19 protein-coding genes are annotated in these 23,566 nt (G+C 63.0%); 3 read left to right on the top strand and 16 right to left on the bottom strand.

The window, feature by feature from the left end:
• Positions 1 to 193: 193 nt before the first annotated feature.
• From EJC49_RS13935 to EJC49_RS13915, 5 genes are all read right to left on the bottom strand, one after another.
• On the bottom strand, positions 194 to 1,564 hold the full coding sequence (locus tag EJC49_RS13935) for a glutamine synthetase family protein (RefSeq protein ID WP_126700546.1): 1,371 nt from the start codon (positions 1,562 to 1,564) through the stop codon (positions 194 to 196).
• 98 nt (positions 1,565 to 1,662) lie between these two features.
• Positions 1,663 to 2,721 carry a TRAP transporter substrate-binding protein gene (locus EJC49_RS13930; protein WP_126700545.1) on the bottom strand — a complete coding sequence of 353 codons (1,059 nt, stop codon included), beginning with the start codon at positions 2,719 to 2,721 and terminating at the stop codon, positions 1,663 to 1,665.
• 26 nt (positions 2,722 to 2,747) lie between these two features.
• Positions 2,748 to 4,073, bottom strand: a complete 1,326-nt coding sequence (locus EJC49_RS13925; protein WP_126700544.1) for a TRAP transporter large permease — start codon at positions 4,071 to 4,073, stop codon at positions 2,748 to 2,750.
• Positions 4,070 to 4,579, bottom strand: a complete 510-nt coding sequence (locus EJC49_RS13920; RefSeq protein WP_170314712.1) for a TRAP transporter small permease subunit — start codon at positions 4,577 to 4,579, stop codon at positions 4,070 to 4,072. Before EJC49_RS13920 ends, EJC49_RS13925 begins: the two co-directional genes overlap by 4 nt.
• On the bottom strand, positions 4,572 to 5,381 hold the full coding sequence (locus EJC49_RS13915; protein WP_425358816.1) for an N-formylglutamate amidohydrolase: 810 nt from the start codon (positions 5,379 to 5,381) through the stop codon (positions 4,572 to 4,574). The genes EJC49_RS13920 and EJC49_RS13915 overlap by 8 nt, the downstream gene beginning before the upstream one ends.
• Before the next feature lie 162 nt (positions 5,382 to 5,543).
• On the opposite strand from EJC49_RS13915, the gene EJC49_RS13910 reads away from it, so the two are divergent.
• The 3 genes from EJC49_RS13910 (at position 5,544) to EJC49_RS13900 (ending at position 10,916) form a co-directional block, all read left to right on the top strand.
• A complete protein-coding gene (locus EJC49_RS13910; protein WP_126700541.1) occupies positions 5,544 to 6,374 on the top strand; it encodes a MurR/RpiR family transcriptional regulator in 831 nt (276 codons plus the stop codon).
• A gap of 209 nt (positions 6,375 to 6,583) precedes the next feature.
• A complete protein-coding gene (locus tag EJC49_RS13905) occupies positions 6,584 to 7,765 on the top strand; it encodes an efflux RND transporter periplasmic adaptor subunit (RefSeq protein WP_126700540.1) in 1,182 nt (393 codons plus the stop codon).
• A gap of 13 nt (positions 7,766 to 7,778) precedes the next feature.
• Positions 7,779 to 10,916, top strand: coding sequence for an efflux RND transporter permease subunit (locus EJC49_RS13900; RefSeq protein ID WP_126700539.1), 3,138 nt, complete (start codon positions 7,779 to 7,781; stop codon positions 10,914 to 10,916).
• Positions 10,917 to 10,950: 34 nt separating this feature from the next.
• Here EJC49_RS13900 and EJC49_RS13895 read toward each other — a convergent pair whose 3' ends face one another.
• The 11 genes from EJC49_RS13895 to EJC49_RS13845 all read right to left on the bottom strand — a co-directional run bounded on the left by EJC49_RS13895 (position 10,951) and on the right by EJC49_RS13845 (position 23,492).
• Positions 10,951 to 12,573 carry an ABC-F family ATP-binding cassette domain-containing protein gene (locus EJC49_RS13895; RefSeq protein WP_126700538.1) on the bottom strand — a complete coding sequence of 541 codons (1,623 nt, stop codon included), beginning with the start codon at positions 12,571 to 12,573 and terminating at the stop codon, positions 10,951 to 10,953.
• Positions 12,574 to 12,762: 189 nt separating this feature from the next.
• Positions 12,763 to 13,938: an ABC transporter substrate-binding protein gene (locus EJC49_RS13890; RefSeq protein WP_126700537.1), complete on the bottom strand. Its 1,176-nt coding sequence runs from the start codon at positions 13,936 to 13,938 to the stop codon at positions 12,763 to 12,765.
• Positions 13,939 to 13,961: 23 nt separating this feature from the next.
• Positions 13,962 to 15,875: an AMP-dependent synthetase/ligase gene (locus tag EJC49_RS13885; protein WP_126700536.1), complete on the bottom strand. Its 1,914-nt coding sequence runs from the start codon at positions 15,873 to 15,875 to the stop codon at positions 13,962 to 13,964.
• 25 nt (positions 15,876 to 15,900) lie between these two features.
• Complete coding sequence (locus tag EJC49_RS13880; RefSeq protein WP_126700535.1) at positions 15,901 to 16,722, bottom strand: ABC transporter ATP-binding protein; 822 nt, start codon at positions 16,720 to 16,722, stop codon at positions 15,901 to 15,903.
• On the bottom strand, positions 16,722 to 17,507 hold the full coding sequence (locus tag EJC49_RS13875; protein ID WP_126700534.1) for an ABC transporter ATP-binding protein: 786 nt from the start codon (positions 17,505 to 17,507) through the stop codon (positions 16,722 to 16,724). The genes EJC49_RS13880 and EJC49_RS13875 overlap by 1 nt, the downstream gene beginning before the upstream one ends.
• A complete protein-coding gene (locus EJC49_RS13870; RefSeq protein ID WP_126700533.1) occupies positions 17,504 to 18,604 on the bottom strand; it encodes a branched-chain amino acid ABC transporter permease in 1,101 nt (366 codons plus the stop codon). The genes EJC49_RS13875 and EJC49_RS13870 overlap by 4 nt, the downstream gene beginning before the upstream one ends.
• Positions 18,605 to 18,608: 4 nt before the next feature.
• Positions 18,609 to 19,484 (bottom strand): branched-chain amino acid ABC transporter permease, encoded by an 876-nt coding sequence (locus EJC49_RS13865; protein ID WP_126700532.1) that lies wholly within the window; start codon positions 19,482 to 19,484, stop codon positions 18,609 to 18,611.
• A 97-nt stretch (positions 19,485 to 19,581) separates the two neighbouring features.
• Complete coding sequence (locus EJC49_RS13860) at positions 19,582 to 20,622, bottom strand: zinc-binding dehydrogenase (protein WP_126700531.1); 1,041 nt, start codon at positions 20,620 to 20,622, stop codon at positions 19,582 to 19,584.
• A gap of 14 nt (positions 20,623 to 20,636) precedes the next feature.
• On the bottom strand, positions 20,637 to 21,605 hold the full coding sequence (locus EJC49_RS13855; RefSeq protein WP_126700530.1) for an NADPH:quinone oxidoreductase family protein: 969 nt from the start codon (positions 21,603 to 21,605) through the stop codon (positions 20,637 to 20,639).
• Between the two features lie 4 nt (positions 21,606 to 21,609).
• The gene (locus EJC49_RS13850) at positions 21,610 to 22,851 is read right to left on the bottom strand and encodes an acyl-CoA dehydrogenase family protein (protein WP_126700529.1); all 1,242 of its coding nucleotides are present in this window, start codon (positions 22,849 to 22,851) and stop codon (positions 21,610 to 21,612) included.
• On the bottom strand, positions 22,848 to 23,492 hold the full coding sequence (locus EJC49_RS13845) for a TetR/AcrR family transcriptional regulator (protein WP_170314711.1): 645 nt from the start codon (positions 23,490 to 23,492) through the stop codon (positions 22,848 to 22,850). Before EJC49_RS13845 ends, EJC49_RS13850 begins: the two co-directional genes overlap by 4 nt.
• Between the last annotated feature and the right edge of the window lie 74 nt (positions 23,493 to 23,566).

The raw sequence follows: 23,566 nt of genomic DNA, 5'->3' as shown, positions 1-23,566 counted from the left end.
GGACTTTCGGCAGCTATTGCACCCGCGCGAGAGTTGCGCCTTCGTCGTCTTGTTGCATGTCGCAGAAGCGTTCTTCCAGTGCCACCGTCGATGTTGCCGCCGATCAGGGGCACGTCGTGAGACGTTAGAGTTCTTCCGGCTCCTGCGAAAATCTCTGGGCTTGGGCTACCACTTTCAGCCTTAACCCCGAAACCTAGTACCGTTCGAACCCGCGGTGCAGTTCCCAGTCGGTGATGCGGCGATCGTATTCGAACTGCTCCCACTTGGCCGTATGCACGTAATGTTCGATCACGTCCTCGCCCAGCGCCGCCTTGAGCATCTTCGACTTGGCGAGCGTTTCTGTGGCGTCGCGCAGGGTCTTGGGGATCTCCGGCAGGCGCGATGCCTGATAGGCGTCGCCGAAAAAGGGCTTCTGCAAGGGCAGCTTCTCGTCGATGCCGGCAAGCCCCGCAGCGATAAGCGCCGCGAAGGCGAGATAGGGGTTGAGGTCCGCGCCGCCGATGCGGCACTCCATGCGTATGCCCTTGGTGCCCTCGCCGCAGAGACGGAAGCCAGCGGTGCGGTTGTCCTCGCTCCACATGATCTTGGTCGGCGCGAAGGTGCCAGCCTGGAAGCGCTTGTAGGAGTTGATGTAGGGCGCGAGGAACCAGGTGAATTCGCGGGCATACTTGATCTGCCCGGCGGCCCACTGCTGGCCCAGCTCCGACAGGGTCCAGTCGGCGCCCTTGTCGAAGAACAGCGGCGTCTTGCCATCGGCGCTCCACAGCGAATTGTGGATATGCGAGGAGTTGCCGGCGAGGTCGTAATTGTACTTCGACATGAAGGAGATGGCCTTGCCCATCTGGCCGGCGATCTCCTTTGCGCCGTTCTTCAGGATCACGTGCCGGTCGGCCATGTCGAGCGCCTCGGCGTAGCGCACGTTGATCTCTTCCTGGCCCGGGCCCCATTCGCCCTTCGAATTTTCGATCGGAATGCCCGCCGCGTTCATCTCGTTGCGAAGGCGGCGCATGACGCCCTCTTCCTTCGAGGTGATCCCGATCAGGTAGTCCCCGATGTAGGGCGAAGCGGTCGCAAGGTTCTTCCAGTGCTTGGCACGAATGGAATCATAGCTCTCGTCGAACAGGTAGAACTCGAGCTCGGAGGCGAAATAGGCGAGCCAGCCGCGCTCCTTCAACCGGGCGACCTGCTTGCGCAGGATGGCGCGCGGCGAATGCGGCAGGTCGGAATGGGTGTGGTGGTCCTGCAGGTCGCACAGCACCAGCGCCGTCTTCTCGAGCCACGGGATGCGCCGAAGCGTCGACATGTCGGGCTTCATGACGAAGTCGCCATAGCCCTTGTCCCAGCTCGCTGCCTTGTAGCCGGGCACCGGCTCCATATCGATGTCGTTGGCCAGGAGGTAGTTGCAGCCATGCGTCTCGTCATGGGCACTTTCGGCGAAGAAGCTCGCGAGGAAGCGCTTGCCGACGAGGCGGCCCTGCATGTCGACCGCGCAGGCGAGCACGGTGTCGATCTCGCCAGCCGCGATCTCCGCCTTCAATTCGTCGAAACTCAGATTGCCTGCCATTCTCGTGGTCCTCGGAGCGGGTTGCCGGCCTCCCACGGCCGGTCTGACGTGTGACGACCCGGCGTAGACCGCCGGGCCGCAGATCGATAGGGCCAGCCTCAGCCTTGCGTATAGACCCCGCCGGCCTTGTGCAGGATCTCGTTGTATTCCTTGAAGATCGCGACGACCTTTGCCTTCATCTCGCTTTCGGCCGCGATCTCGTCCCAGAACGTCATGGCCGCAGCCTCGACCTGCGCCCACTCCTCGGCCGGAACTGTGGTCAGCTTCAACTTGTCGCCGGTGGCGCGCAGCTTGGCCTCACCGCCCCAGTACCACTGGTTGCGATAGGTGTGGCCGGCGTCGACGCAGGCAAGCCAGAGCTGCTTCAGGTGCTCGGGCGTATCCGCCCACTTCTTCTCATTGGCGAACCAGGAGCCGATCCATGCGCCGGAGATGTTGTTGGTGGTGAAGTGGTCGGTCACGTCGGCCCAGCCCACAGTGTAGTCCTCGGTGATGCCCGACCAGGACATGCCGTCGAGTTCGCCCGTCTGCACCGCCACCTGCACGTCCTCGTAGGGGATCGACACCGGAACGACGCCGAACTGCGCCAGGAAGCGGCCCGCCGTCGGGAAGGTGTAGAGGCGCAGGCCCTGCAGGTCGGCCAGACTGTTGATCGGCTTCTTGGTGTTGAAATGGCACGGGTCCTGCCCGGCGGCCGAGAGCCACACGACGCCGCCGGCGGCCTTGTACTGCTCGCGCCAGATGTCGGCCAGGCCGTACTGGTTGAACAGCACCGGTACGTCGAGGATGTGCTTGGTGGCGAAGGGGAAGTAGCCGCCGAAGACGGAGATCTCCACCGGCGCGGCCATGGAATCGTCGTCCGAGTGCACGGCGTCGATCGTTCCCGCCTGCATGGCGCGGAAGAGCTCGCCGGTCGGCACCAGCTGGTCGGCGTAGTAGAGCTCGATCTCCATCTCGCCCTTTGCCGCGGCGTTGAACATGTCGACCGCAGGCTTGGTCACGTGCGGGCCGAGCGCGGCGCCCGCATAGGTCTGGAGGCGCCACTTGATCGGCGCCTGGGCGATTACCGCCGGGGCGGCGAGGGTCGTGGCGCCGGCCGCGCCCGCTGTCACGAGGCCTGCCTTCTTGATGAACTCGCGTCTGCTTTGCTTGATCATTGTTCCCATCCTTCTCGTTGCACGCGTCACTTCGAATAGTAGTAGTTGGGCAGCCACGTCGCGATCCCGGGAAACAGCCCGATGATCAGCAACGTGAACAGCATGATCCCGACGAACGGCCACACAGACTTGTAGATGTCCGTCAGGCTCACCTCCGGCGGTGCCATGGCCCGCATGAGGAAGAGGTTATAGCCGAAGGGCGGCGTCAGATACGCGATCTGGCAGGTGATGGTGTACATCACCCCGTACCAGACGAGGTCGAAGCCCAGCGCCCCGGCGAGCGGAATGAACAGCGGCGCCACGATCACCAGCATCGCCGTGTCGTCGAGGAAAATGCCGAGGCCGAGAAAGGTCAACTGCATCAGTAGGAGCACCTGCCACGGCTCCAGCCCCATGTCGCCGAGGAAAAGACGCTCGATCGAACGGACCGCTCCGAGCCCGTCGAAGACGGCGCCAAAGCACAGCGCGGCCGTGATGATCCAGAAGAACATCGCCGAGATGCCAAGTGTCTTGCGCGTCGTCCCGTGCAGGACGCCAAAGGTAAGGCGGCCGCGCAGAAGTGCGGCGAGGATCGATGACACTGCGCCGACTGCGGAGCTTTCCACCAGGCTGGTAACGCCCGTCAGGAACAGGCCTGTCATCGCTATGAAGATCGCGAGCGGGATCAGCCCGGCCTTCGCCAGCGCGATCTTCTGGCCGAGCGTGTAGTTTTCGCGTTCTTCCTTCGGCAGGGCCGGTCCGAGGCTCGGCTGCAGGGCGCAGCGGACGACGATGTAGAGAATGAACAGCGCGGCCATCAGCAGCCCCGGGAAGACCCCGGCCATCCACAGATTTCCGACGGGCTGGCGCGCGATCATGCCGTAGAGCACGAGCACGACGCTCGGCGGCACCAGGATGCCGAGCGAGGAGCCCGCCTGGATGACACCGGTGACCATGATCTTGTCGTAGCCGCGCCTCAGGAGTTCCGGCAGCGCGATGGTGGCGCCCACAGCCATGCCGGCCACCGACAGTCCATTGATCGCCGAGATGATCACCATCATGAAGATCGTGCCGATGGCAAGCCCGCCCCGCACGGGTCCGAACCAGACGTGGAACATCTTGTAGAGATCGTCGGCGATACGGGACTCCGCCAGCATGTATCCCATGAACACGAACAGCGGCAGTGTCAGAAGCGGATACCACTTCATGACCTTGATCGTGGCCGTGAACGGAATCTCGATCCCGCCCGTCCCCCACAGGAAATAGGCGGCGACCGCCCCGACGAAGCCGATCACCGCGAAGACCCGCTGCCCTGTCAGGAGCAGCAGCATCATCGAGGAGAACATAAGAAGAGCGATGAGTTCGTAGCTCACTGGATCGGCTCTCCCCTGGCTGTCGCCAAATCCTTGAAGAACAGGGAGATCGCCTGCAGCAGGGTGAAGAAGATGCCGACGTTCAGCACCACCTTGATCGGCCACATTTTCGGTGCCCAGGCCGAGAAGCTCTTTTCGCCGTATTCGAAGGCATAGATCAGGGAGGAGATGCCGCCGATCTGCAGCACCACGAGAAACGTGATGAGGACCACGCTGGTGAAGAGGTCGACGCCGGCGCGCCGGCGCACGCTCCAGCGGCCATAGACGAGGTCCATCCGCACATGGTCGCCTTCCTTCAGCGTGTAGGCGCCGCCGAGCGTGAAGTAGGCGACCATCACGAACTGGGCCATCTCGACGGTCCAGAGCGAGGGCAGGAAGAAAACCTTCATGATCGAGGCATAACCGAGGATGCCGATCATGGCGAAGACGAGGTACATCGCGAACAGGCCCATCCAGTGGCTGGCCCGGTCGACGACCCTGACATAGGTCTTGATGGCTTCAGGCACGCAGGATGGTTCCCTTCTCGCGGTTCGCCCTCGCCTCCCTTTTGGTGACGCCCGGTTCTTGGATGCCGGACAGTATGGCGGCAAGACGTCCGGCCCAGAGTTCCTGGCCGGCCGCATCGCCGATCTCATCATTGCGTATTTCGATCATCGCGCAAGGCAGTTCACGCGATCTCGCATGTCTTTCGAGCGAGTAGTACACCCGGTCGGCCGGCGCGTAGGGCTGATTGTCGCCAACGACCACGCCTTCAATCGCCGCCAGCGCGTCGATCATCGGCGCGGACAGGCGCTCGTCGCCGTCATGAATGATGCCGACATGCCAGGGACGCGGCACGCCGCGATAGACGGGCGTGAAGGAATGGATGGAGACGATCATGGTCGGTTGGCCCGCCGCCAGCCTGTCCATGACGATGGCTTCGATCGCATCGTGGAAGGGCGCGTGGGCGAGCGCGATCCGTTGCGCGCGTTCGTCCGCCGCGATCGACCGGTTGGCCAGGATCGCCGTCGTCTCGCTCATTGCCGGCATCAGGTCAGGCGCGTCAAGCGGACGGTTGCAGTCGACAATCAGCCTGGAAATCGCGGATTCGACCAGCACCGCATCCAGCCGTTCGGCCATGAGGCGCGAAACCGGCGCCGCCCCCGGGTCCCAGGCGATATGGCGAGAAAGTTCGCTCTCGGGCAGGCCAAGCGTGCCGTATTCGTGCGGCATGTGGTTGGATGCATGGTCGCAGATCAGCACGAACGGCCCGGCGGCGCCAGGGTTGCCGACGCGCACCGGCGCCGTCTCCGATCGTTCCGTCAACAGCCCCGCCGTCATCCCAGACCAGTCCCCGCGCGCTGTATGGATTGTTACGTTTTCTGTATCTTTGCGCCTGCATGGATGATTTGATACGCCGTCCGCCGGTTTGTCAAACCGCATTTTTCCCCCAGGGAAAGCAAGTGCCGGATTAGCGGCGGAGGAGGAAGGATGGGCACGAGCATCGCCGAACTGATCACCGACCGCATGGATGCGATGCCGGCGGGCGAGCGCCGTGCCGCCCAGACGCTGATCGCGAACTATCCGCTGGCCGGACTGAAGACGGTGGCGGACTTTTCCCAGCATGCGGGGGTCAGTTCCCCGACGATCCTGCGGTTCGTCGCGCGCCTGGGGTTCCACAACTACGCCGAGTTCCAGTCCAGCCTCCAGGACGAACTCGCCGCGCAGTTGCAGTCGCCGCTTTCGCGAACGGAGCGCCAGACCGTGTCCCGAGACGGCGAACCGGCGACGCTTGCCGCCACCCTCGACAACATCCGTGAAACCTTTGGCCACGTCTCGCCGCGCCAGATGGACGAGCTCGTCGCGCTGCTCGCCAACCCGAGGGCGAGCGTCTACCTGATCGGCGGCCGCTTCACCGATCCGATCGCGCGGTACATGGCGGCTCACCTCACCATCATCCGGCGGGACGTCTTTCACCTGTCCGGCCAGGAGAGCAACTGGCGCGACCGGCTGATCGACATGGGCCGACGCGACGTGCTCTTCGTATTCGACATCCGGCGATACCAGGACAGCCTGCTGCAACTCGCGGAGACAGCGCACAAGCGGGGCATTCAGATCGTGCTCGTCACCGATCAGTGGCTGTCGCCGATCGCCCGCTTCGCGCGCCACGTGGTGGCCGGCCGCACCGCGGTTCCATCGGCATGGGATTCTTCGGCCGCGCTCTTCGTCTTCGCGGAGGCGCTGATCGGCGAACTCACCCGTCGCCTGGAAAGTGAAAGCGCCGCGCGTATCCGGGAACTGGAAACGCTTAGAAAGGGCTGAAGCCGCAGGTCACCAGGTTATTGATCCGCTGCGGAATTGGGCACGTATTACAGAACGTTAATTCAGATCCGCGTGCATACCGTGCCGTATGATGTACATAATGAATAACTAGAAGCGTGGTCGGGGTCGGCGAAATGCGGGCCCCGGTGTGCGGTTTGGAGGGCGACGGTCCGGCGCGCAACGCAAGGCACCTCGAAACGGAGTACCGGATGTCGATCTGGAAACAGGCAGCGCTCACCCTCGTCGTCCTCGTGGCGGCTTTCATCGGATGGCTGCAATTTTATCCCGGCGCCTCTGACAGCCTCGCGAGACTTGGTATCCGCAATGTGCCGTTTGCGCCCGACGCATCGCCCGCGGGCAATGGTCAGGCCGCACAGGGTGGAAATCGAGGCGGTGGCGGCTTCGGCGGGCAACAGTCCGCGGTCATCGCTGAGCCTGTACTCGAACTCACCATCAACGACCGTCTAACGGCGATCGGAACGGGCCGAGCGGTTCGATCCGTCGCGGTCACGCCCTTCACCAACGGCCGCCTAACCGAGTTGCTGGTCGAGTCCGGGGCGACCGTAGAACAGGGACAGGTCATTGCGCGCCTTGATTCCGAGGCTGAACGGATCGCCCTGGACCGAGCCCAAGTATCCGTGCGTGACGCACAGGCGCGCGTGGAGCGTTTCCAGGCGCTGCGCAATTCAGCTGCGGCGACAGCTGTGCAGTTGACCGACGCCGAGGTGCAACTCGACAATGCGCGGCTTGCATTGCGCGACGCCGAACTGGCTTTGGAGCGCAGGTCGATCGAAGCGCCGATCGGCGGTGTCGTTGGAATACTCCCGATCACAGCGGGAAACTACGTTACTTCCCAGACGGAGATCGCGACGATCGACGACAGATCAGAGATACTTGTCGATTTTTGGGTTCCGGAGCGCTTTGCCGGAATGATTACCGTAGGGTCCTCGCTTACCGCAGCGTCAGTCGCGCGACCGGGCGAAGTGTTCCAGGGAAACGTCAGCGCCGTCGATAACCGCATCGAGACGGACAGCCGCACGCTACGCGTTCAAGCTCGGCTGCCCAATTCGAACGACAGGCTGCGCGCCGGCATGGCGTTCGAGGTGGGCATGCGCTTTCCCGGCGACACCTATCCCGCCGTCGATCCACTCGCGGTACAGTGGGGAACCGACGGCGCCTACGTGTGGGCCATCCGCAGCGGCCGCGCCGAGCGCATTCCCGTACGCATCATCCAGCGCAACACCGATAGCGTGCTCGTCGATGCCTCTCTCACGCTTCAGGATACCGTCGTGACCGAGGGGCTTCATGTCGTACGCGAGGGCGCGGAGGTCCGGATTGCCGGTGGTGGCAGCGAAGCGCCACAGTCTCTGCCAGTCGCCGGCGGTTCGTGACGGGAGATTCGATATGAATGCAAACGGCGACCGTCACCAGGAGGCAGGGATCACTGCGCTGTTTGTGCGCCGGCCAGTTCTCGCTTTCGTCTTCAACATGCTCATCGTGGTGGCAGGGCTCGCCGCCTTCTTCGGGGTCGAAATCCGTGAACTACCGGATGTGGACCAGCCCGTCATAACGATCCGAACCGACTTCAGCGGTGCCGCCGCCGAAACGATCGATCGGGAAGTGACCGGTGTCATCGAAGGCGCCGTGTCGCGCGTAGCGGGCGTGAAGTCCATCTCTTCCTCTTCCTCCTTCGGTCAGAGCCGCGTGACCGTGGAGTTCCGTGATGACGTGCTGATCGACACCGCCGCGTCGGACCTTCGTGACGCTGTCGGCCGAATCGTCAACAATCTTCCGGCGGATGCGGATGCTTCCCGTATCGTCAAGGCCGACGCCAATGCACAGGCTGTGGTTCGGTTGGGCCTCACCTCCGACCGGATGTCGGTCGAGGACATGACGGTGCTGGTCGAAGATGAGATCGTCGATGCGTTCTCGGCCGTGCCAGGCGTCGCCGACGTTCAAGTCTATGGCGATCGCAGCAAGATTTTCCGTATCGATGTCGACCAGGGGAAGATGGCGAGTCTGAACCTGACGGTCGCCGATTTGACGAGCGCGCTGTCCTCGATTTCCTTTGACACGCCTGCCGGATCTCTGACTTCGAACACCCAAGACCTGATCGTTCGCGCCACCGCCTCTGTGAATTCACCCGAGGCGTTTGAGAACATGATCGTTAACCGCAGGGCGCGGCTGGGCGACTTCGCGACCGTGACACTCGGACCCGATATCGGTCAATCGCAGTTGCGTGCCAACGGCAAGGCCGGAATCGGCCTCGGCATCATCCGTGCCGCGCAATCAAACACGCTGGAGATTTCGGAAGGGGTGCGCGAAGCCGCCGCGCGCATTCAGGCGAACCTGCCCGAAGGCATGGCCATCGAGATCACCAGCGACGATGCCACATTCATCACCGGCGCGATCCACGAGGTCGAGATCGCATTGGCGATTTCGGTGAGCGTCGTGCTCCTGATCATCTTTGTGTTTCTCCTCGACTGGCGCGCGACCATCATCCCTGGTCTCGCCATGCCCGTCGCCCTGATAGGCACGCTGGCCGCGATCTACCTCGTCGGGTTCTCGGTCAACATCTTGACCCTGCTCGCACTGGTTCTTGCGACCGGCTTGGTGGTCGACGATGCAATCGTGGTGCTAGAAAACATCGTGCGTCGACGCAACGAGGGCATGGGACCTCGCGCGGCCGCTGTTTTGGGCACCGACGAGGTGTTCTTCGCTGTCATCGCTACCACCGCGACGCTCATCGCCGTGTTCGTGCCGCTTTCGTTTCTCCCGGGCCAAACCGGCGGCCTGTTCCGCGAATTCGGATTCGTCCTCGCCATCGCCGTATTCCTTTCATCGCTCGTTGCCCTGTCGCTGTGCCCCATGTTGGCATCGCGAATCCTCAAGGAGAGCAAGGGCGAGAGCAAAAAGCCGAACGGCCTGATCACCAAGACCGGCATTGCGCTTTCGGGCGTTTATCGACGCATGCTGCGTGCCTGCCTCAACGCGCCGATGGTGGTTGTCGCTGTTTCGATTTTGTTTGCCGCCCTCGCGGGCAGCCTATACCCCACCATCAAATCCGAACTGACGCCTGCGGAAGATCGCTCCCAGGCCTTCCTGCGAATTTCAGCGCCCCAAGGGGTCAGCCTCGACTATCTCGCCCAGCAGATGCGGCAGATCGAGACGTTGATCCAACCACTTCGCGACTCAGGGGAGGTAACCAGCACCTTCTCCATCGCTGGGTCAGGCGGCTCGACGAACAGCGGCTTCATGGTCCTGCGCCTCGCTGATTGGGGAGACCGCGAGCGGTCGCAGCAGGCAATCATCTCTGATATCAGCCGCATCGTCCAGAACGTACCTGGCGTGCGCGCCTTTGCGTTTCAGCCCAACAGCCTTGGCATCCGGGGCGCCGGAAGCGGCCTTCAGTTCGCGGTCGCCGGGAACAATTACGGCGATCTACGCGAAGCGGCACAGAAGATCGTCGCCGACTTGGAGCGCGACCCGCGCTTCAGCCAGCCGCGCCTCTCGACCGACGCCACCCAGCCGCAGCTCTCGGTCTCGATCGATCGCGAACGCGCCTCGGACCTAGGCATCGAGATCAATGGCCTAGGCGCCGCCATGCAGGCCATGCTGGATGGACGACAGGTCGGCCAAGTGTTCATCGACGACCGTTCTTTCGACGTCAAAATCGTCTCTACGGCGAACCCGATCAACGACCCGACCGATCTCGAGAATATATTCATCCGCACAGGCGATGGTCGTTTCGTGCCGGTTTCCACCATAGCGACCTTGCGTGAACAGGCGGTGCCGCCGGGGCTCGACCGGGAACAGCAACTCCGGTCGGTAGCAATCACATCGGCGCTGGCGCCCGACTTCGCGCTCGGTGATGCCTTCCGCGTCGCACAGCAGATCGCCGAGCCGCATGTCCCGGTCGGATCTCGAATCATCCCGCTCGCGGAGGCAGCGACGCTTGGCGAACAATCCTCGTCGATGGCGCGCACGTTCGGTTTTGCCATCGTCATCATTCTTCTGGTGCTTGCCGCGCAGTTCGAAAGCTTCGTTTCCGCCGTCATCATCATGGCGACCGTTCCACTGGGCCTTGCCTGTGCGATCTTTGCCATGCTGCTCACCGGCACGAGCATGAATGTCTACAGCCAGATTGGCCTAGTGCTGCTCGTGGGAATCATGGCCAAGAACGGCATCCTGATCGTGGAATTCGCCAACCAGTTGCGCGATCGAGGGATGGGCGTGCGAGAGGCGATCGAGAACGCGGCCAATATCCGCCTTCGTCCGGTCATGATGACAATGATCTGCACCATCGTCGGTGGTCTGCCACTGGTGCTAGCTGCGGGTGCTGGCGCGGAAGCGCGTATCGCGCTGGGTTGGGTTATCGTGGGCGGCCTTGGCCTCGCCACCGCGTCGACGCTGTTCCTGACCCCGGTGGCCTATCTGATCCTCGGCCGTTTCGTGACACCGAAGGCCCACGAGGAGGCCCGGCTCCAAAGGGAGATCGAAGCGGCCCGGAAACCGGCCCCATCGCCGGTTCCTGGGGAGTAGATGGAAACTAACCGAAAAGCCCGCGCGCCGGCGGTCAGTTCCTCAGTCCTGGCGCCTCCTGGCCGGTACGCTCGACGTACTCGACATAGCCGCCGCCATAGGCCTGCATCCCCTCCGGCGTCAGTTCCAGGACACGGTTGGACAGGGCAGCAAGGAAGTGGCGATCGTGGCTGACGAACAGCATCGCGCCCTCGTAGCGCGCGAGCGCCTCGATCAGCATCTGCTTGGTGGCTATGTCGAGATGATTGGTCGGCTCATCAAGCACCAGGAAGTTCGGCGGATCGAACAGCATGCGGGCCATGACCAGCCGAACCTTTTCCCCGCCCGACAGCACACGGCACCTCTTCTCGATTTCGTCGCCAGTGAAACCAAAACAGCCGGCCAGTGCCCGCAGCGGCGCCTGCCCGGCCTGGGGGAAGGAATCCTCCAGCCATTCGAGGATGGTCGCTTCTCCGTCTAGCAACTCCATCGCGTGCTGCGCGAAATATCCCATCTTCACGCTCGGACCGCGCGACACAGTCCCCCCGTCGGGCTCAGAAGCGCCAGCGACGAGCTTGAGCAGGGTCGACTTGCCGGCACCATTCACGCCCATTACGCACCAGCGTTCGCCCCGGCGGACCTGAAAATCCAGCCCTTCATAGATTCGGCGTGAGCCGTAACTCTTGTGGACATTCTTGAGCGTAGCGACATCCTCGCCCGAGCGCGGCGCCGGCTGGAATTCAAAGCGCACCGTCTGCTGCCGCTTCGGCGGCTCGACACGGTCAATCTTGTCGAGCTTCTTGACGCGGCTCTGGACCTGGGCCGCATGGCTCGCACGCGCCTTGAACCGTTCGATGAAGGCAATTTCCTTGGCCAGCATAGCCTGCTGTCGCTCGAATTGCGCTTGTTGCTGTACTTCGGCGAGCGCCCTTTGCTGGCGGTAGAACTCGTAGTCGCCAGAATAGGACGTCAGCGCGCCGCCATCGATCTCGATGATCTTCGACACGATCCGATTCATGAACGCTCGGTCGTGCGACGTCATCACAAGCGCCCCATCGAATCCCTTCAGAAAGGTTTCGAGCCAGATCAGGCTTTCGATGTCCAGATGGTTCGACGGCTCGTCGAGCAGCATGACATCCGGCCGCATGAGCAGGATCTTCGCCAGCGCGACGCGCATCTTCCAGCCGCCGGAAAGCTTTCCGACATCGCCGTTCATCATCTCGTCGCTGAAGCCTAGCCCGCCCAGCACCTCGCGAGCCCGCCCGTCGAGCGCGTAGCCGTCGAGCTCGTCAAACGTGGCCTGCACCTCCCCATAGCGCTCGATGATCTCGTCCATCCGGTCGGCCTGGTCCGGATCGCCCATGGCGGCCTCGAGCTCGGCCATTTCGGCTGCCAGCGCGCTGACGGGTCCAACCCCGTCCATCACTTCGACGACCGCGCTACGGCCGGCCATGTCGCCGACATCCTGGCTGAAGTAGCCGATGCGCACGCCGCGATCGACCGAAACCTGGCCCTCGTCAGGCAGTTCCTCACCGGTCATCATGCGAAACAGCGTCGATTTGCCCGCCCCGTTGGGGCCAACGAGTCCGACCTTCTCGCCGCGCTGGATGGCCGCCGACGCCTCGATGAAGACGATCTGCTTGCCGTTCTGCTTGCCGATGCTTTCAAGACGGATCATGCGTGTGAAACCTGGTTGCGTGGATGCGCGGCCCCTTCGCACCTGCGAACGGACGCGTTCCTAAACCATCGTCATGGTGCGGGCGCAAGGGCCGTCTGTCGCTCCCGCGCCGTTGGGCTTAGGTTGCAACCAACGAAAAAAGGGCCGGCGGATCCCTCCGCCGGCCCCTTTCCCAGGTGTATTCGATGCTTACTGCGACTGGGCGGGGTCGATGCGGCCGACCTCGATCCACTTGCCGCCGTCGATCTTGGAGATGATGATCAGGTTGCCGCCCTGGTGATCCTCGCCGATGTCGATCGGCACATCATTGATCACATCATCATACTTGGTCGCTTCCATGGCCGCCTTGAAGCTCTCCGCGGTCAAGTCCTTGCCTGCACCTTCCAGACCTTTCACCAACGTGATTGCAGCGCTGTAGCCGAGCTGCGCCGCCGTATCGGCCGGTTGACCGGCAAAGGCCTGGAAGCTCTCGGCCCAAGCCTTCACTTCCGGATTGTCCAGACGGTCCTCGAAATCGGACCAGCCCGCAGCGGCGTAGTAGCCCTCGGTCACCCCTTCCGGAACCTTGGCAACGGCGGTGTTGAAGCCAGCGGAAGAGCCGATGAACGACACGTCGGTCCAGCCGAGCTTCTTGGCCGTGCCGAAGGCGACGATCGTCTGGCGCACGCCGAGCGCAGTGGCGACGATGTCGCAGCCCGCCTCGCGCAGCTTCTGGATCGAACCGACGAAGTCCTGCTCGTCGGGCTTGTGGGTGGTTTCGGCCGCCCAGGTCAGCCCGAGCGCCTCCGCCTCGTCCTTGGCGCCCTCCTCGATCTCCTTACCGAAGTCTGACGGGATGTACATCGCACAGACCTGCTTCGCTTCCTTCTCCTTTGCGAGGTACTGAACCCCCGCGCGGAGCTGGTCGTAGTACGACGAGAAGCCGGCGTACTTGTAGGTGATGTCGCCTTCCAGCATCTGGCGTGCGGCCGTCAGCGGGCCAACATTGGCCACCTGCTTGGACTGCATGATCGGGAATCCTGCGATATTGTGCGGTGTCCCGAGATTGAGGATCATCGCGAAGACCCGATCGGAATTGACCAGCTTGTTGAAGTTCTGCACCGCCTTCGGCACCTGGTAGCCGTGGTCCTCGACGACGAAGCGGATCTTACGTCCGTTGATGCCGCCCTTGGCATTCACATCCTCGAAAACCTGCTGTGCGGCCTTGATGGCGCCGACGTTGAACGCGGCGAAGATACCGGACAGGTCGCCGTTCGAACCGATGACGATCTCGGTGTCGGTGACGCCCTGCGTGGCATGGGCGGCAGAGGCCATTCCGGACGCAAGGCCCATGGCGAGCAAACTCTTTCCAATGATGGACTTCATGATTTCAGTTTCCTCCTGGTTGTTCAGTTTCCGGCATGGCCATTCTGGCCATACATATCGTCGATCAGTTTCTTGTGTTTCTGTTCGACGAAACTGCGCTTAAGCTTCATCGTGGCCGTGAGCTCCTCGTCTTCCGCGGTGAGCAACACATCGATCAAGCGAAAGTCCTTTATCTGTTCGACGCGAGCGAACTCGCTGTTGGTCTCGGCGACGACGCCGCCGATCAGGTCGCGCACCTCCTGCGCCGCGCAGAGCGAGCGGAAGTCGTTGAACGGCACGCGGCGTTCCTGTGCGAACTTCTCGACGTTTTCCTGGTCGATCATGATCAGGCAGGACAGGAACTTGCGCTTGTCACCGATCACGACGGCATCGGAGATATAGGGCGAGAACTTGAGGCGATTCTCGATCTCGGCCGGAGTGATGTTCTTGCCGCCTGCGGTGATGATGATGTCCTTGACGCGGCCGGTGACATAGAGGAAGCCGCGATTGTCGATCTTGCCGACATCACCGGTCCTGAGCCACCCGTCCTCGCTGATGGTCTCGGCGGTCTTTTCCGGCTTGTTCCAGTAGCCCTTGAAAACGTTGCCGCCCTTGTACTGGATCTCGCCGTCGGGCGCGATGCGGACCTGGCCGCCTGGCACCGCGGGGCCGACGCTGCCGGTCTTGTAGTTCTCCATCAGATTGACCGAGATGACGCCGGAACTTTCCGTCATTCCGTAGCCCTCGAGCACGGTGATGCCAACGGATTTGTACCAGCGCAGCAGGTCCGGCGAGATCGGCGCGGCCCCCGTGGTTCCACGGCGCAGCCGCTCGAAGCCGAGCATACGGCGCAGGTTCTTCAGCACCATGAAGTCCCAGAACGCGTAGGAAAGCCAGGTCGTGACCGGCACGGGGTCGCCGTTCTCCAGCGCTTCGGCGCGAGAACGCCCAGCCGCGAGCGCGCGCTTGTAGGCCCATTTGCCGATTCCAGTCGCTTCGTTGGCCATGATGGTGATGCGGGAGTAAACCTTTTCCCAGACGCGCGGGACGGCCGTGAAGACGTGCGGCGAGACTTCCCGCAGATTGTCGAAAACCGTCTCCGTGCTCTCCGCGAAGTTCACCGTAGAGCGCAGGCCGATCGGGGTGAACACGCTGATCAGCCGCTCCAAAATGTGGCAGAGCGGCAGGAAGCAGAGTTGTTCGTCGGTGTCCTCGACCGGCAAAGTCAGCACAGATCCGATGACCGAGACGATGATGTTCTCGTGGCTGATCATGGCGCCCTTCGGCGGCCCGGTGGTGCCCGAGGTATAGACGAGAATAGCCGTGTCCTTCGGGTCGGACTTGGCGATCTCCTCGTCGAACCGGTTCGGGTTCGTCTTCAGGAACTCGCGCCCGATACGGTAGAGATCGTCAAGGAAAATCACCTTGTCGTCGGAAAAGTCATGCAGTCCTTCCCGGTCGTAGACGATGACCTTGGAAAGTCCCGGCATTAGGTCCTTGACCGAGAGGTACTTGTCGAGCTGCTCGTCGCTCTCGACAAAGAGAAAACGGCTGTCGGAATCGTTGACGAGATAGGAAAGCTGCTTGGCCGAGTCGGTCGTGTAGACGCCCGAGGATATGCCGCCAACCGACTGCACGCCGAGATCGGTGTAGATCCATTCCTTATTGTCTTCCGACAGGATCGACACCACTTCGCCGCGCTTCAAACCAAGCGCCACCAGACCGAGCCCGATCAGACGGGCGTGCTCATAGAAGTCGTTCCACGTGTAGGACAGCCAGATCCCGTAATCCTTTTCGCGGTGGGCCACCTTCGTCTTGAGCTCTTGGCAGCGTTGCCTGAACAGCTTGACCAGCGTATCGCAGCCGTCGAAGTAGAATGGTCCGGGTCCCTCAAGATCGGCGTTGAAGGAAAAGCCGCGCACCGTCTGCATCTTCGGCAGTCTCTCGGCGATGGTCATGGTTTCCTCCCTTTCCCCGCGTCTGCTACCGCCAGGTCTTCTTCTGTTTCCAGCGCTTTTGGCCGCGCTGCGATTCTTCCGACTGGACACCCAAGTAGAACTCTTGGATATCCTTCGATTGCAGCAGCCGTTTGGCGTCGTCAGCCATGACGATGCGGCCGAGTTCCATCACGTAGCCGTAGTCGGCGACCTCGAGCGCCACCTTGGCGTTCTGCTCCACCAGCATCATGGTCACGCCCTGTTCGCGGTTGAGCCGGCGGATGATCTGGAAGATCTCCTTTACCAGCAGCGGCGAGAGGCCGAGGCTGGGCTCGTCGAGCAGCATCAGCTTCGGCCGCGCCATCAGGCCGCGCCCGATCGCCAGCATCTGCTGCTGGCCACCCGACAGCGTGCCGGCGGCCTGCCGTCGCCGCTCGGCCAGGATCGGGAAGTAGGAGAACACCATCTCCTCGTCCTTGCGCACGCCGTCGGCGTCGTTGCGCACGAAGGCGCCCATGCGCAGGTTCTCCTCCACCGTCAGCAGCGGAAAGACCTCGCGGCCTTCCGGCACGTGGACGATGCCCATGCGCACGACCTTGTCGGGAGCAGCGCCGGCAATGTTTTCGCCGCCGTACATGATCTGACCCTTCTCGGGGTCCATCACGCCGGAGATGGTTTTCATCAGCGTCGTCTTGCCTGCGCCGTTGGCACCGAGCACGGTGACGATCTGCCCCTCGCGCACTTCGAGACTGCAACCGCGAATGGCCATGATCGGGCCGTAGTAGCTTTCGAGGTTGCGCACCGAGAGCACCACCGCTTTTTCGGGCGCGGCGGTCGGGTGGACGGCTGTTTCGGCGATCGCGCTCATCAGGCCACCTCCCTTTCCGGCTCGTCGGAGCCGCCGATATAGGCCTCGATGACCTTCGGGTCGTTCTGAACTTCCTGCGCCGTGCCGAGCGACAGCACCTTGCCGTCGGCCAGCGCCAGCACCCGGTCGGAAACCGCCGACACGAGATGCATGTCGTGCTCGACCATCAGCACGGTTACGCCCATCTGCTTCTTGATGTCCTCGATCCAGAAGGCCACGTCCTGCGTCTCCTCGACCGAGAGGCCGGAGGCCGGCTCGTCAAGCAGCAGCAGGCGCGGCTCGATCGCCAGCGCGCGGCCCATCTCCACCACCTTGCGAACGCCGTAGGGCAAGCCGGCGATGTACTTGTCGCGGTAGGCTTGGAGGTCGAGGAAATCGATGACCTTTTCCACCGCCGCGCGATGCCGGCGCTCCCCTTCCCGGACGGAAGGCGTGAACAGGAGTTCGGAGATGAAGTTCGATTTGCGGTGACGATGACGGCCCACCAGCAGGTTCTGCAGGACGGTGGCCTGCTCGAACAGTTCGATGTTCTGGAAGGTGCGAGCGATGCCGAGCTTGGCGATGTCGTGCGGCGGATGCCTGAGCAGGCTATCGCCGTCGAAGCGGATGTCGCCCTCGACCGGCTCGTAGATGCGGCTGATCAGGTTGAACACCGTCGACTTGCCCGCGCCGTTCGGGCCGACGAGCGCGAAAACCTCGCCCTCCTCCACCGAGAAGGACACTTGGTTGACGGCCACGACGCCGCCGAAGCGAAGCGTGACATTATCGATTTCGAGCAGGCTCATCGCATGCGCTCCGTCTTCAGGTAGCTCTTCTGGCGGCGGAACATATCCTTCCTGTAGAAGGGGAACAGTTCGAAATAGGTGCGGATCTTGAGCCAGCGGCCGTAGATGCCCATCGGCTCGAACAGGATGAAGCCGATCAGCATGGCGCCGAAGATCGCCGATTCCAGCCCGGGGATGGCCACCGTGCCGCCCCCGACGAAGCCGGAAATCAGGTCGCGCGAAATCGCGATGGCCTGCGGCAGCAGCGCCACCACGATCGCCCCGAAGAAGGCGCCGTGGATTGACCCCAGCCCGCCGATGACGATCATCAACAGAAGCTGGATCGAGATGATGATGTTGAAGGTCTCGTTGTTGAAGATGCCGGCGAAATGCCCCATCAGCGCGCCGGCCAGGCCCGTGATCGCGGTGGAGATGCCGAAGGACAAGGCCTTGGTGCGGGCGACGTTGACGCCCATCGCCTGCGCCGAGACCTCCGAATCGCGCACCGCCGCGAAGGCGCGGCCGAGCGGCGAGCGCAGGATGTTGCGATAGACGAGCACGACCGCCACCGCCACGAAAAGCACCATCCAGTAGAACCTGTCCGGCGTCGCGTAGCGGTCGAACTGCAGGCCCAGGATGTCGATCGTCGGGGCGAAAAGCCCTACCACGCCGTTGGTTAGGGGTTCCGCGATGACGATCAAATCGTCCGTGAGGATCGAGATCGCCAACGTGCCGATGGCGAGATAGATGCCGTGCAGCTTGGTCATCGGCATCGCGATCAACGCACCGGCAAGGCCGGCGATGACGCCGGCGAGCGGAAACGACAGGAGGAAGGGCAGGCCCAGCTTAAGTTGCAGCAGCACGTTGGCGTAGCATCCGATCGCCAGGAAAGCGGCGTGGCCGAGGCTCGCCTGGCCGGTCTGGCCGACGAGGATCATCAGCCCCATGCCGGCAATGGCCCAGATCAGCATGTTGGTCATCTCGCCGATCCAGAACGTGCCCATCAGGAAAGGCAGGATCAGCGCAATCGCCAGGAGCAGCATGTACCACGTCGCCTGCGCGCCGTGGCGGAAGTAGTTGATGTCGGCGTCGTAGGAGGTCTTGAAGACTGTCCGCATGATCTCAGACCTTCTTCCTGTGAACCTGGGCGAGGATGCCATGCGGCCTGAACACGAGGATCAGGAAGAGCAGCAGGTAGGGCATGATCTGCGAATAGCCGGCCGCGATGTAGTAGGACGCGAAGGGCTCGATCAGCCCCACAATGATGCCGCCGAGCAGCGCGCCGGGCAGCGAACCGAAGCCGCCGATGACGGCCGCCGCGAAGGCCTTGATGCCGAGCAGGCCGATCGACGGGTCGATGGAGCCCTTGGAGGCGAACAAGATGCCGGCGACCGCCGCGACCGCGCCCGCCAGCGCCCAGATCAGCGAATGGATGCGCTTGACCGGGATGCCCATGTAGTAGGCGGCAAGCTGGTTCTGCGAGGCGGCCTGCATGGCCACGCCGAGCTTGGTGCGGTTGAAGTAGAAGTAGAGCAGGACCGTGAGGATGACGGTGACGATGATGATCGTCACCTCGTCGAGTCCCAGCACGAGCCCGCCGAAGCGCACATCCTTGCCGGCGATCGGCGATTCCAGCGACACCGGTTGGTGCCCCCAGATGACGCCGGCCACGAAGCGCAGCACGAAGCCCAGCGCGATGGTCAGGATGACGACGGCGACCTGGCTCTGGCCGAACATGCGCCGCAGCACGAGCATGTCGAGCAAGTATCCGAAGGCGCCCATGCACGCGATGGCGATAGGCACCGAGACCCAGAAGGGCAACCCCCAGAACTGGTCGTTGGTCAGGCCGAGCGTGATGAAGGCGCCCAACATCATGAAATCGCCCTGGGCGAAGTTAACCGCCTCCGTGGCCTTGTAGATGAGCACGAAGCCCAGCGCGATCAGGCCATAGACGCATCCATTGGCCAGTCCGCTGACGAATAACTGCAAAACGTCCAAGACGTTCTCCTCCCGCAGTTGCGCGGTCTGATGCCGCGCTTTCCTCCACTCTACAGACGAGGTCGCCGTTCCCGCAAGCAAACCCCGCCCAACATGGCTATGGCCTTATGAACACCTTCCCGTTCGGCTTGGCATGTTCGGCCGGAACCATCGCGATCGCATCCTCCAGCGGCACGACGGCATTGATGTCGGTCGCCCAGCGACCGTCGGCAAAGCGCATCTGCGCTTCCCGAATGGTGGCGATCTTCGTCTCCAGCGAGGACTTGCGCATCCACTCGGTGAGCCAGAAGCCCTCGATGCGTTTGCGCATGAAGATCAGTTGACCCGGCTCCGGGATCGGCGTCGTGGCGGTGTCAAGCCGGCCGTAGACGATCCAGCGCGCGCCCTTTGGCATGGCGTTGAAGATCTGGCCGGCGAGCGGCCCCGTGACGGCATCGAGGAAAATGCGCGGCTGCTCGGCCCGCATCACCTCCTGCAGCTTCTGGGAAAAATCCGGCGCGGTCTCGTTGAGCACGTGCGCGGCGCCCGCCTGCTTCAGCATCTCGATCTGGTCGTCGCGCCGCACGATCGCAATGGGGCGATAACCCTCGTCGCGCGCCACGCCCATCATCAGCTTGCAGAGCTGGCTTGCTCCGGCCGTCAACAAGAAGGCCTTCTCGCCTTCCTCCCTGACGATGCCGAACATGGCGAGCGCGGTAAGCGGATTGACGATCATGGCCGCCGCGTCGGCGTCTTTGACGCTGTCGATGACAGGGATGCAGACGGCGGCTTCGGCAATCGCGTACTCGGCCCAGGAGCCCCAGTTGGAAAGCCCCGTGGCGAAGGCGACGCGCTGGCCCACGAGCCGCTGCGCCTCCGGGCTGTCGCCCGCCGCCGCCACGATCCCGACGCCCTCGAAGCCTGCCGGCTGGCCCCGGTGGCGCGGCTGGCCGTAGAGCCCCTTCACGAACATGACGTCGGACGGGTTGATCGAGGCGAGGCTGACTTTCAGCAGAACCTGCGAAGGCCCCGGTTTCGGCACGTCGATCTCGCCGAGATGCACGTAGGCCGCCATGGAATCGAGCCGGGCGTCCGACCTTTCGGTCGAGTAGCCGTCGTCGACCAGAAGCAATGCCTTCATCTTGTCTGGAATGGTCAAGGCTGGCGTTTCCTTCATGGCTTCAGGATGATCTTGCCGGCCGATCCGCGGTTGAGCACCCGCGTCAGCACGGCGGCGGCATCCGAAAGCGGATACTCGCCTTCGATCACCGGTTTGACCTTGCCGGCCGTGTACCAGCCGATCAGTTCGCGCATGTTGTCGGCATAGACCGCCGGCTCGCGGCGGGTGAAATCGCCCCAGAAGACGCCCACGACGCTGAAGCCCTTTACCAAGGCGAGGTTGACCGGGAACTTCGGGATCGTGCCCGACGCGAAGCCGATGACGAGCAGGCGCCCGCCCCAGCCCATCGACCGCGACAGGGCATCGAAACTCTCGCCGCCGACCGGATCATACCCGACGTCGACACCCTTGCCACCCGTCGCTTCCTTGAGCGCGTCCTTCAGGTTGTCGTAGCCGAGCACGATGTCCGCGCCGGCCTCGGTCGCGATCGCGCGCTTTTCCTCCGAGGAGGCGACGCCGATGACGCGCGCGCCCATCGCCTTGCCGATCTGGATGGCGGCCGTGCCCGTGAGCCCGCCCGCGCCGAGCACGCACAGCGTCTCGCCCGGCTTGATCTGGCCTCGCTGCTTGAGCGCGTAGTGGGATGTGCCGTAGCCGCAGAGCAGCGCGCAGGCGTCGGAAGCCGTCACGCCGTCGGGAAGCGGCAGGACACTGCCTTCCGGCGCGGCGACCCTCTCGGCATAGCCGCCGAGATTGCCGAGCGCGGCGACACGATCGCCGACCTTGACCGAGCGAACCTCCTCGCCGACAGCGACCACCCTGCCGGCCACTTCCATACCCGGCACGAAGGGCACCGGCGGCTTCATCTGGTAGAGGCCCTGAACCAGCAGTCCGTCGGGGAAATTCACCCCGATCGCCTCCGCCTGGATGACGACGGAGCGCCCCTTGGCCTCCGGCTCGGGCCAGTCGGCATAGACGAGGTTGTCGAGCGGCCCGTAGTCGCGGGCAACGATCGCTTTCATGCCGTCACACCTTTTCCTGCGTGTACTTCTTCAGTTCCTGCCGTGCCACCTGGCGGCGGTGCACGGCGTCGGGACCGTCGGCGAAGCGCAGCGTGCGCAGATGCGTCCAGCTGCGCGCCAGCGGCGTGTCCTGGCTGATGCCTTGCGCGCCGAACATCTGCACCGCTTCGTCAGTGACCTTGAGCGCGACCTGCGGCGCCACGACCTTGATCTGGCTAATCCAGGGAGCAGCCGCCTTCGGATCGCCCTGGTCCATCATCCAGGCTGCTTTCAGGCAAAGCAACCGCGCCATCTCGATTTCCATGCGGCAGTTGGCGATGATGTCGTAATTGGCGCCGAGCTTGGCAAGCGGTTGGCCGAAGGCTTCGCGGCGCATGGCGCGCTGGCACATCAGTTCCAGCGCCCGCTCCGCCTGGCCGATGGCGCGCATGCAATGGTGGATACGGCCAGGCCCGAGACGACCCTGTGCGATCTCAAAGCCGGCCCCCTCCTTCAGCAGAAGATTCTCGACCGGCACGCGCACGTTCTCGAAGCGGATATGCATGTGGCCATGTGGTGCGTCGTCGTCGCCATAGACCTCCATGGCGCGCAGCATGGTCACGCCCGGCGTGCCCGCCGGCACCAGCACCATCGAGTGGCGGCGGTGCTTGGGATCGTCCTCGCCACCGGTCTTCACCATCACGATGTAGATCTTGCAGCGCGGATCGCCGGCACCGGACGACCACCACTTCTCGCCGGTCATCACGTAGTGGTCGCCATCGCGCACGCAGGACATGGAGATGTTGGTGGCGTCCGACGAGGCAACGTCCGGCTCGGTCATCAGGAAGGCCGAGCGGATCTTGCCTTCCAGCAGCTGGGAGAGCCACCTGTCCTTCTGCGCCTGCGTCCCGTAGCGCTCGAACACTTCCATATTGCCAGTGTCCGGCGCCGAGCAGTTGAAGACCTCGGCCGCGAGATGCGATTTACCCATTTCTTCGGCGAGATAGGCATATTCAACAGTTGAGAGACCGAAGCCGCGCTCTGAGTCGGTCAGCCAGAAATTCCAGAGGCCGCGCTCCCGCGCCTTTGCCTTCAGGCCTTCAAGTATGTCCGACTGTTTCTGTGTGTAGACGAAGCGGTCACCGGCCTTACCAATCTCGGCGAGAAATTCTTCGTCGAGCGGGATAATTTCTTCGCGCACCATCCGGGCCACCTTCTCGTGGATCGGCTTCAGGCGGTCGGTCATCCCAAGATTCATGTCAGTCATGTCTGCGTCCCTTGTTCCTTGCACAGTCCGCCTTGGGCATAGTCGACGACCTGATCGGCGATGGCTTCGATATCCGATCGTGTTTCGCCGGTTCGCGGCGAGTACCAGAAAATCGGCGAATTCAGCGTCATGAACATCAACTGGCCAGCGATGCTCGGATTCTCGAAGCGGAAAACCCCCTCGTCGCGACACTGGATCAGCGTATCGCGAAACTGCGCGCCATACCTGTCGCGATAGTCGATGAGTTCATTGAAGACAGACCTCTGCTCCGGAGTGGTCGCCCCCCGCAGGTGCATCTCGACCCCGATCCAGACCGCGCGCTGGAAAGGCTTCGTATCGATCATCTGCAATACATGGGTCTTGGCCATACGTCGCCAGCGCACCAAGGCCGGACCCGCCATCCCTTGGAACGGTGCCAGTGCCTCGAAATTGATGTCCATGCCGTGTCGAAACACTTCTGCAAAGAGGTCGGCCTTGGACGGAAAATGATGATAGATGCGCCCCTTGGTGGCGCCGATCCTGCGGGCGACATCGTCGATCGACGTCGCGGTATAGCCGCGCTCCATGAAACAGCAAGCCGCCGCGCGCAGAATGTCGATGCGCGAACTGTCGGCAACATGCTCCCTGACGCCCAGCGCCATACGCCTTGAAACCTCCCATCGTCCAGCCCTGCCGGTTTTTCCAGCTTTCATCGTACGGGGCTCTTTACTGACAG

The sequence above is a fragment of the Aquibium carbonis genome (assembly GCF_003970795.1).
In the GTDB taxonomy this organism is placed as follows: domain Bacteria; phylum Pseudomonadota; class Alphaproteobacteria; order Rhizobiales; family Rhizobiaceae; genus Aquibium; species Aquibium carbonis.
Note: the sequence above shows the minus strand (reverse complement) of the source record. Positions and strands in the feature narration are given on the sequence as shown.

Bases quoted from the DNA above. Each gene is read 5' to 3' on its own strand.
- EJC49_RS13935 (WP_126700546.1), bottom strand. From the start codon at position 1,564: ATGGCAGGCAATCTGAGTTTCGACGAATTGAAGGCGGAGATCGCGGCT.
- EJC49_RS13930 (WP_126700545.1), bottom strand. From the start codon at position 2,721: ATGATCAAGCAAAGCAGACGCGAGTTCATCAAGAAGGCAGGCCTCGTG.
- EJC49_RS13910 (WP_126700541.1), top strand. From the start codon at position 5,544: ATGGGCACGAGCATCGCCGAACTGATCACCGACCGCATGGATGCGATG.
- EJC49_RS13905 (WP_126700540.1), top strand. From the start codon at position 6,584: ATGTCGATCTGGAAACAGGCAGCGCTCACCCTCGTCGTCCTCGTGGCG.
- EJC49_RS13900 (WP_126700539.1), top strand. From the start codon at position 7,779: ATGAATGCAAACGGCGACCGTCACCAGGAGGCAGGGATCACTGCGCTG.
- EJC49_RS13895 (WP_126700538.1), bottom strand. From the start codon at position 12,573: ATGATCCGTCTTGAAAGCATCGGCAAGCAGAACGGCAAGCAGATCGTC.
- EJC49_RS13890 (WP_126700537.1), bottom strand. From the start codon at position 13,938: ATGAAGTCCATCATTGGAAAGAGTTTGCTCGCCATGGGCCTTGCGTCC.
- EJC49_RS13885 (WP_126700536.1), bottom strand. From the start codon at position 15,875: ATGACCATCGCCGAGAGACTGCCGAAGATGCAGACGGTGCGCGGCTTT.
- EJC49_RS13880 (WP_126700535.1), bottom strand. From the start codon at position 16,722: ATGAGCGCGATCGCCGAAACAGCCGTCCACCCGACCGCCGCGCCCGAA.
- EJC49_RS13875 (WP_126700534.1), bottom strand. From the start codon at position 17,507: ATGAGCCTGCTCGAAATCGATAATGTCACGCTTCGCTTCGGCGGCGTC.
- EJC49_RS13870 (WP_126700533.1), bottom strand. From the start codon at position 18,604: ATGCGGACAGTCTTCAAGACCTCCTACGACGCCGACATCAACTACTTC.
- EJC49_RS13855 (WP_126700530.1), bottom strand. From the start codon at position 21,605: ATGAAAGCGATCGTTGCCCGCGACTACGGGCCGCTCGACAACCTCGTC.
- EJC49_RS13850 (WP_126700529.1), bottom strand. From the start codon at position 22,851: ATGACTGACATGAATCTTGGGATGACCGACCGCCTGAAGCCGATCCAC.
- EJC49_RS13845 (WP_170314711.1), bottom strand. From the start codon at position 23,492: ATGGCGCTGGGCGTCAGGGAGCATGTTGCCGACAGTTCGCGCATCGAC.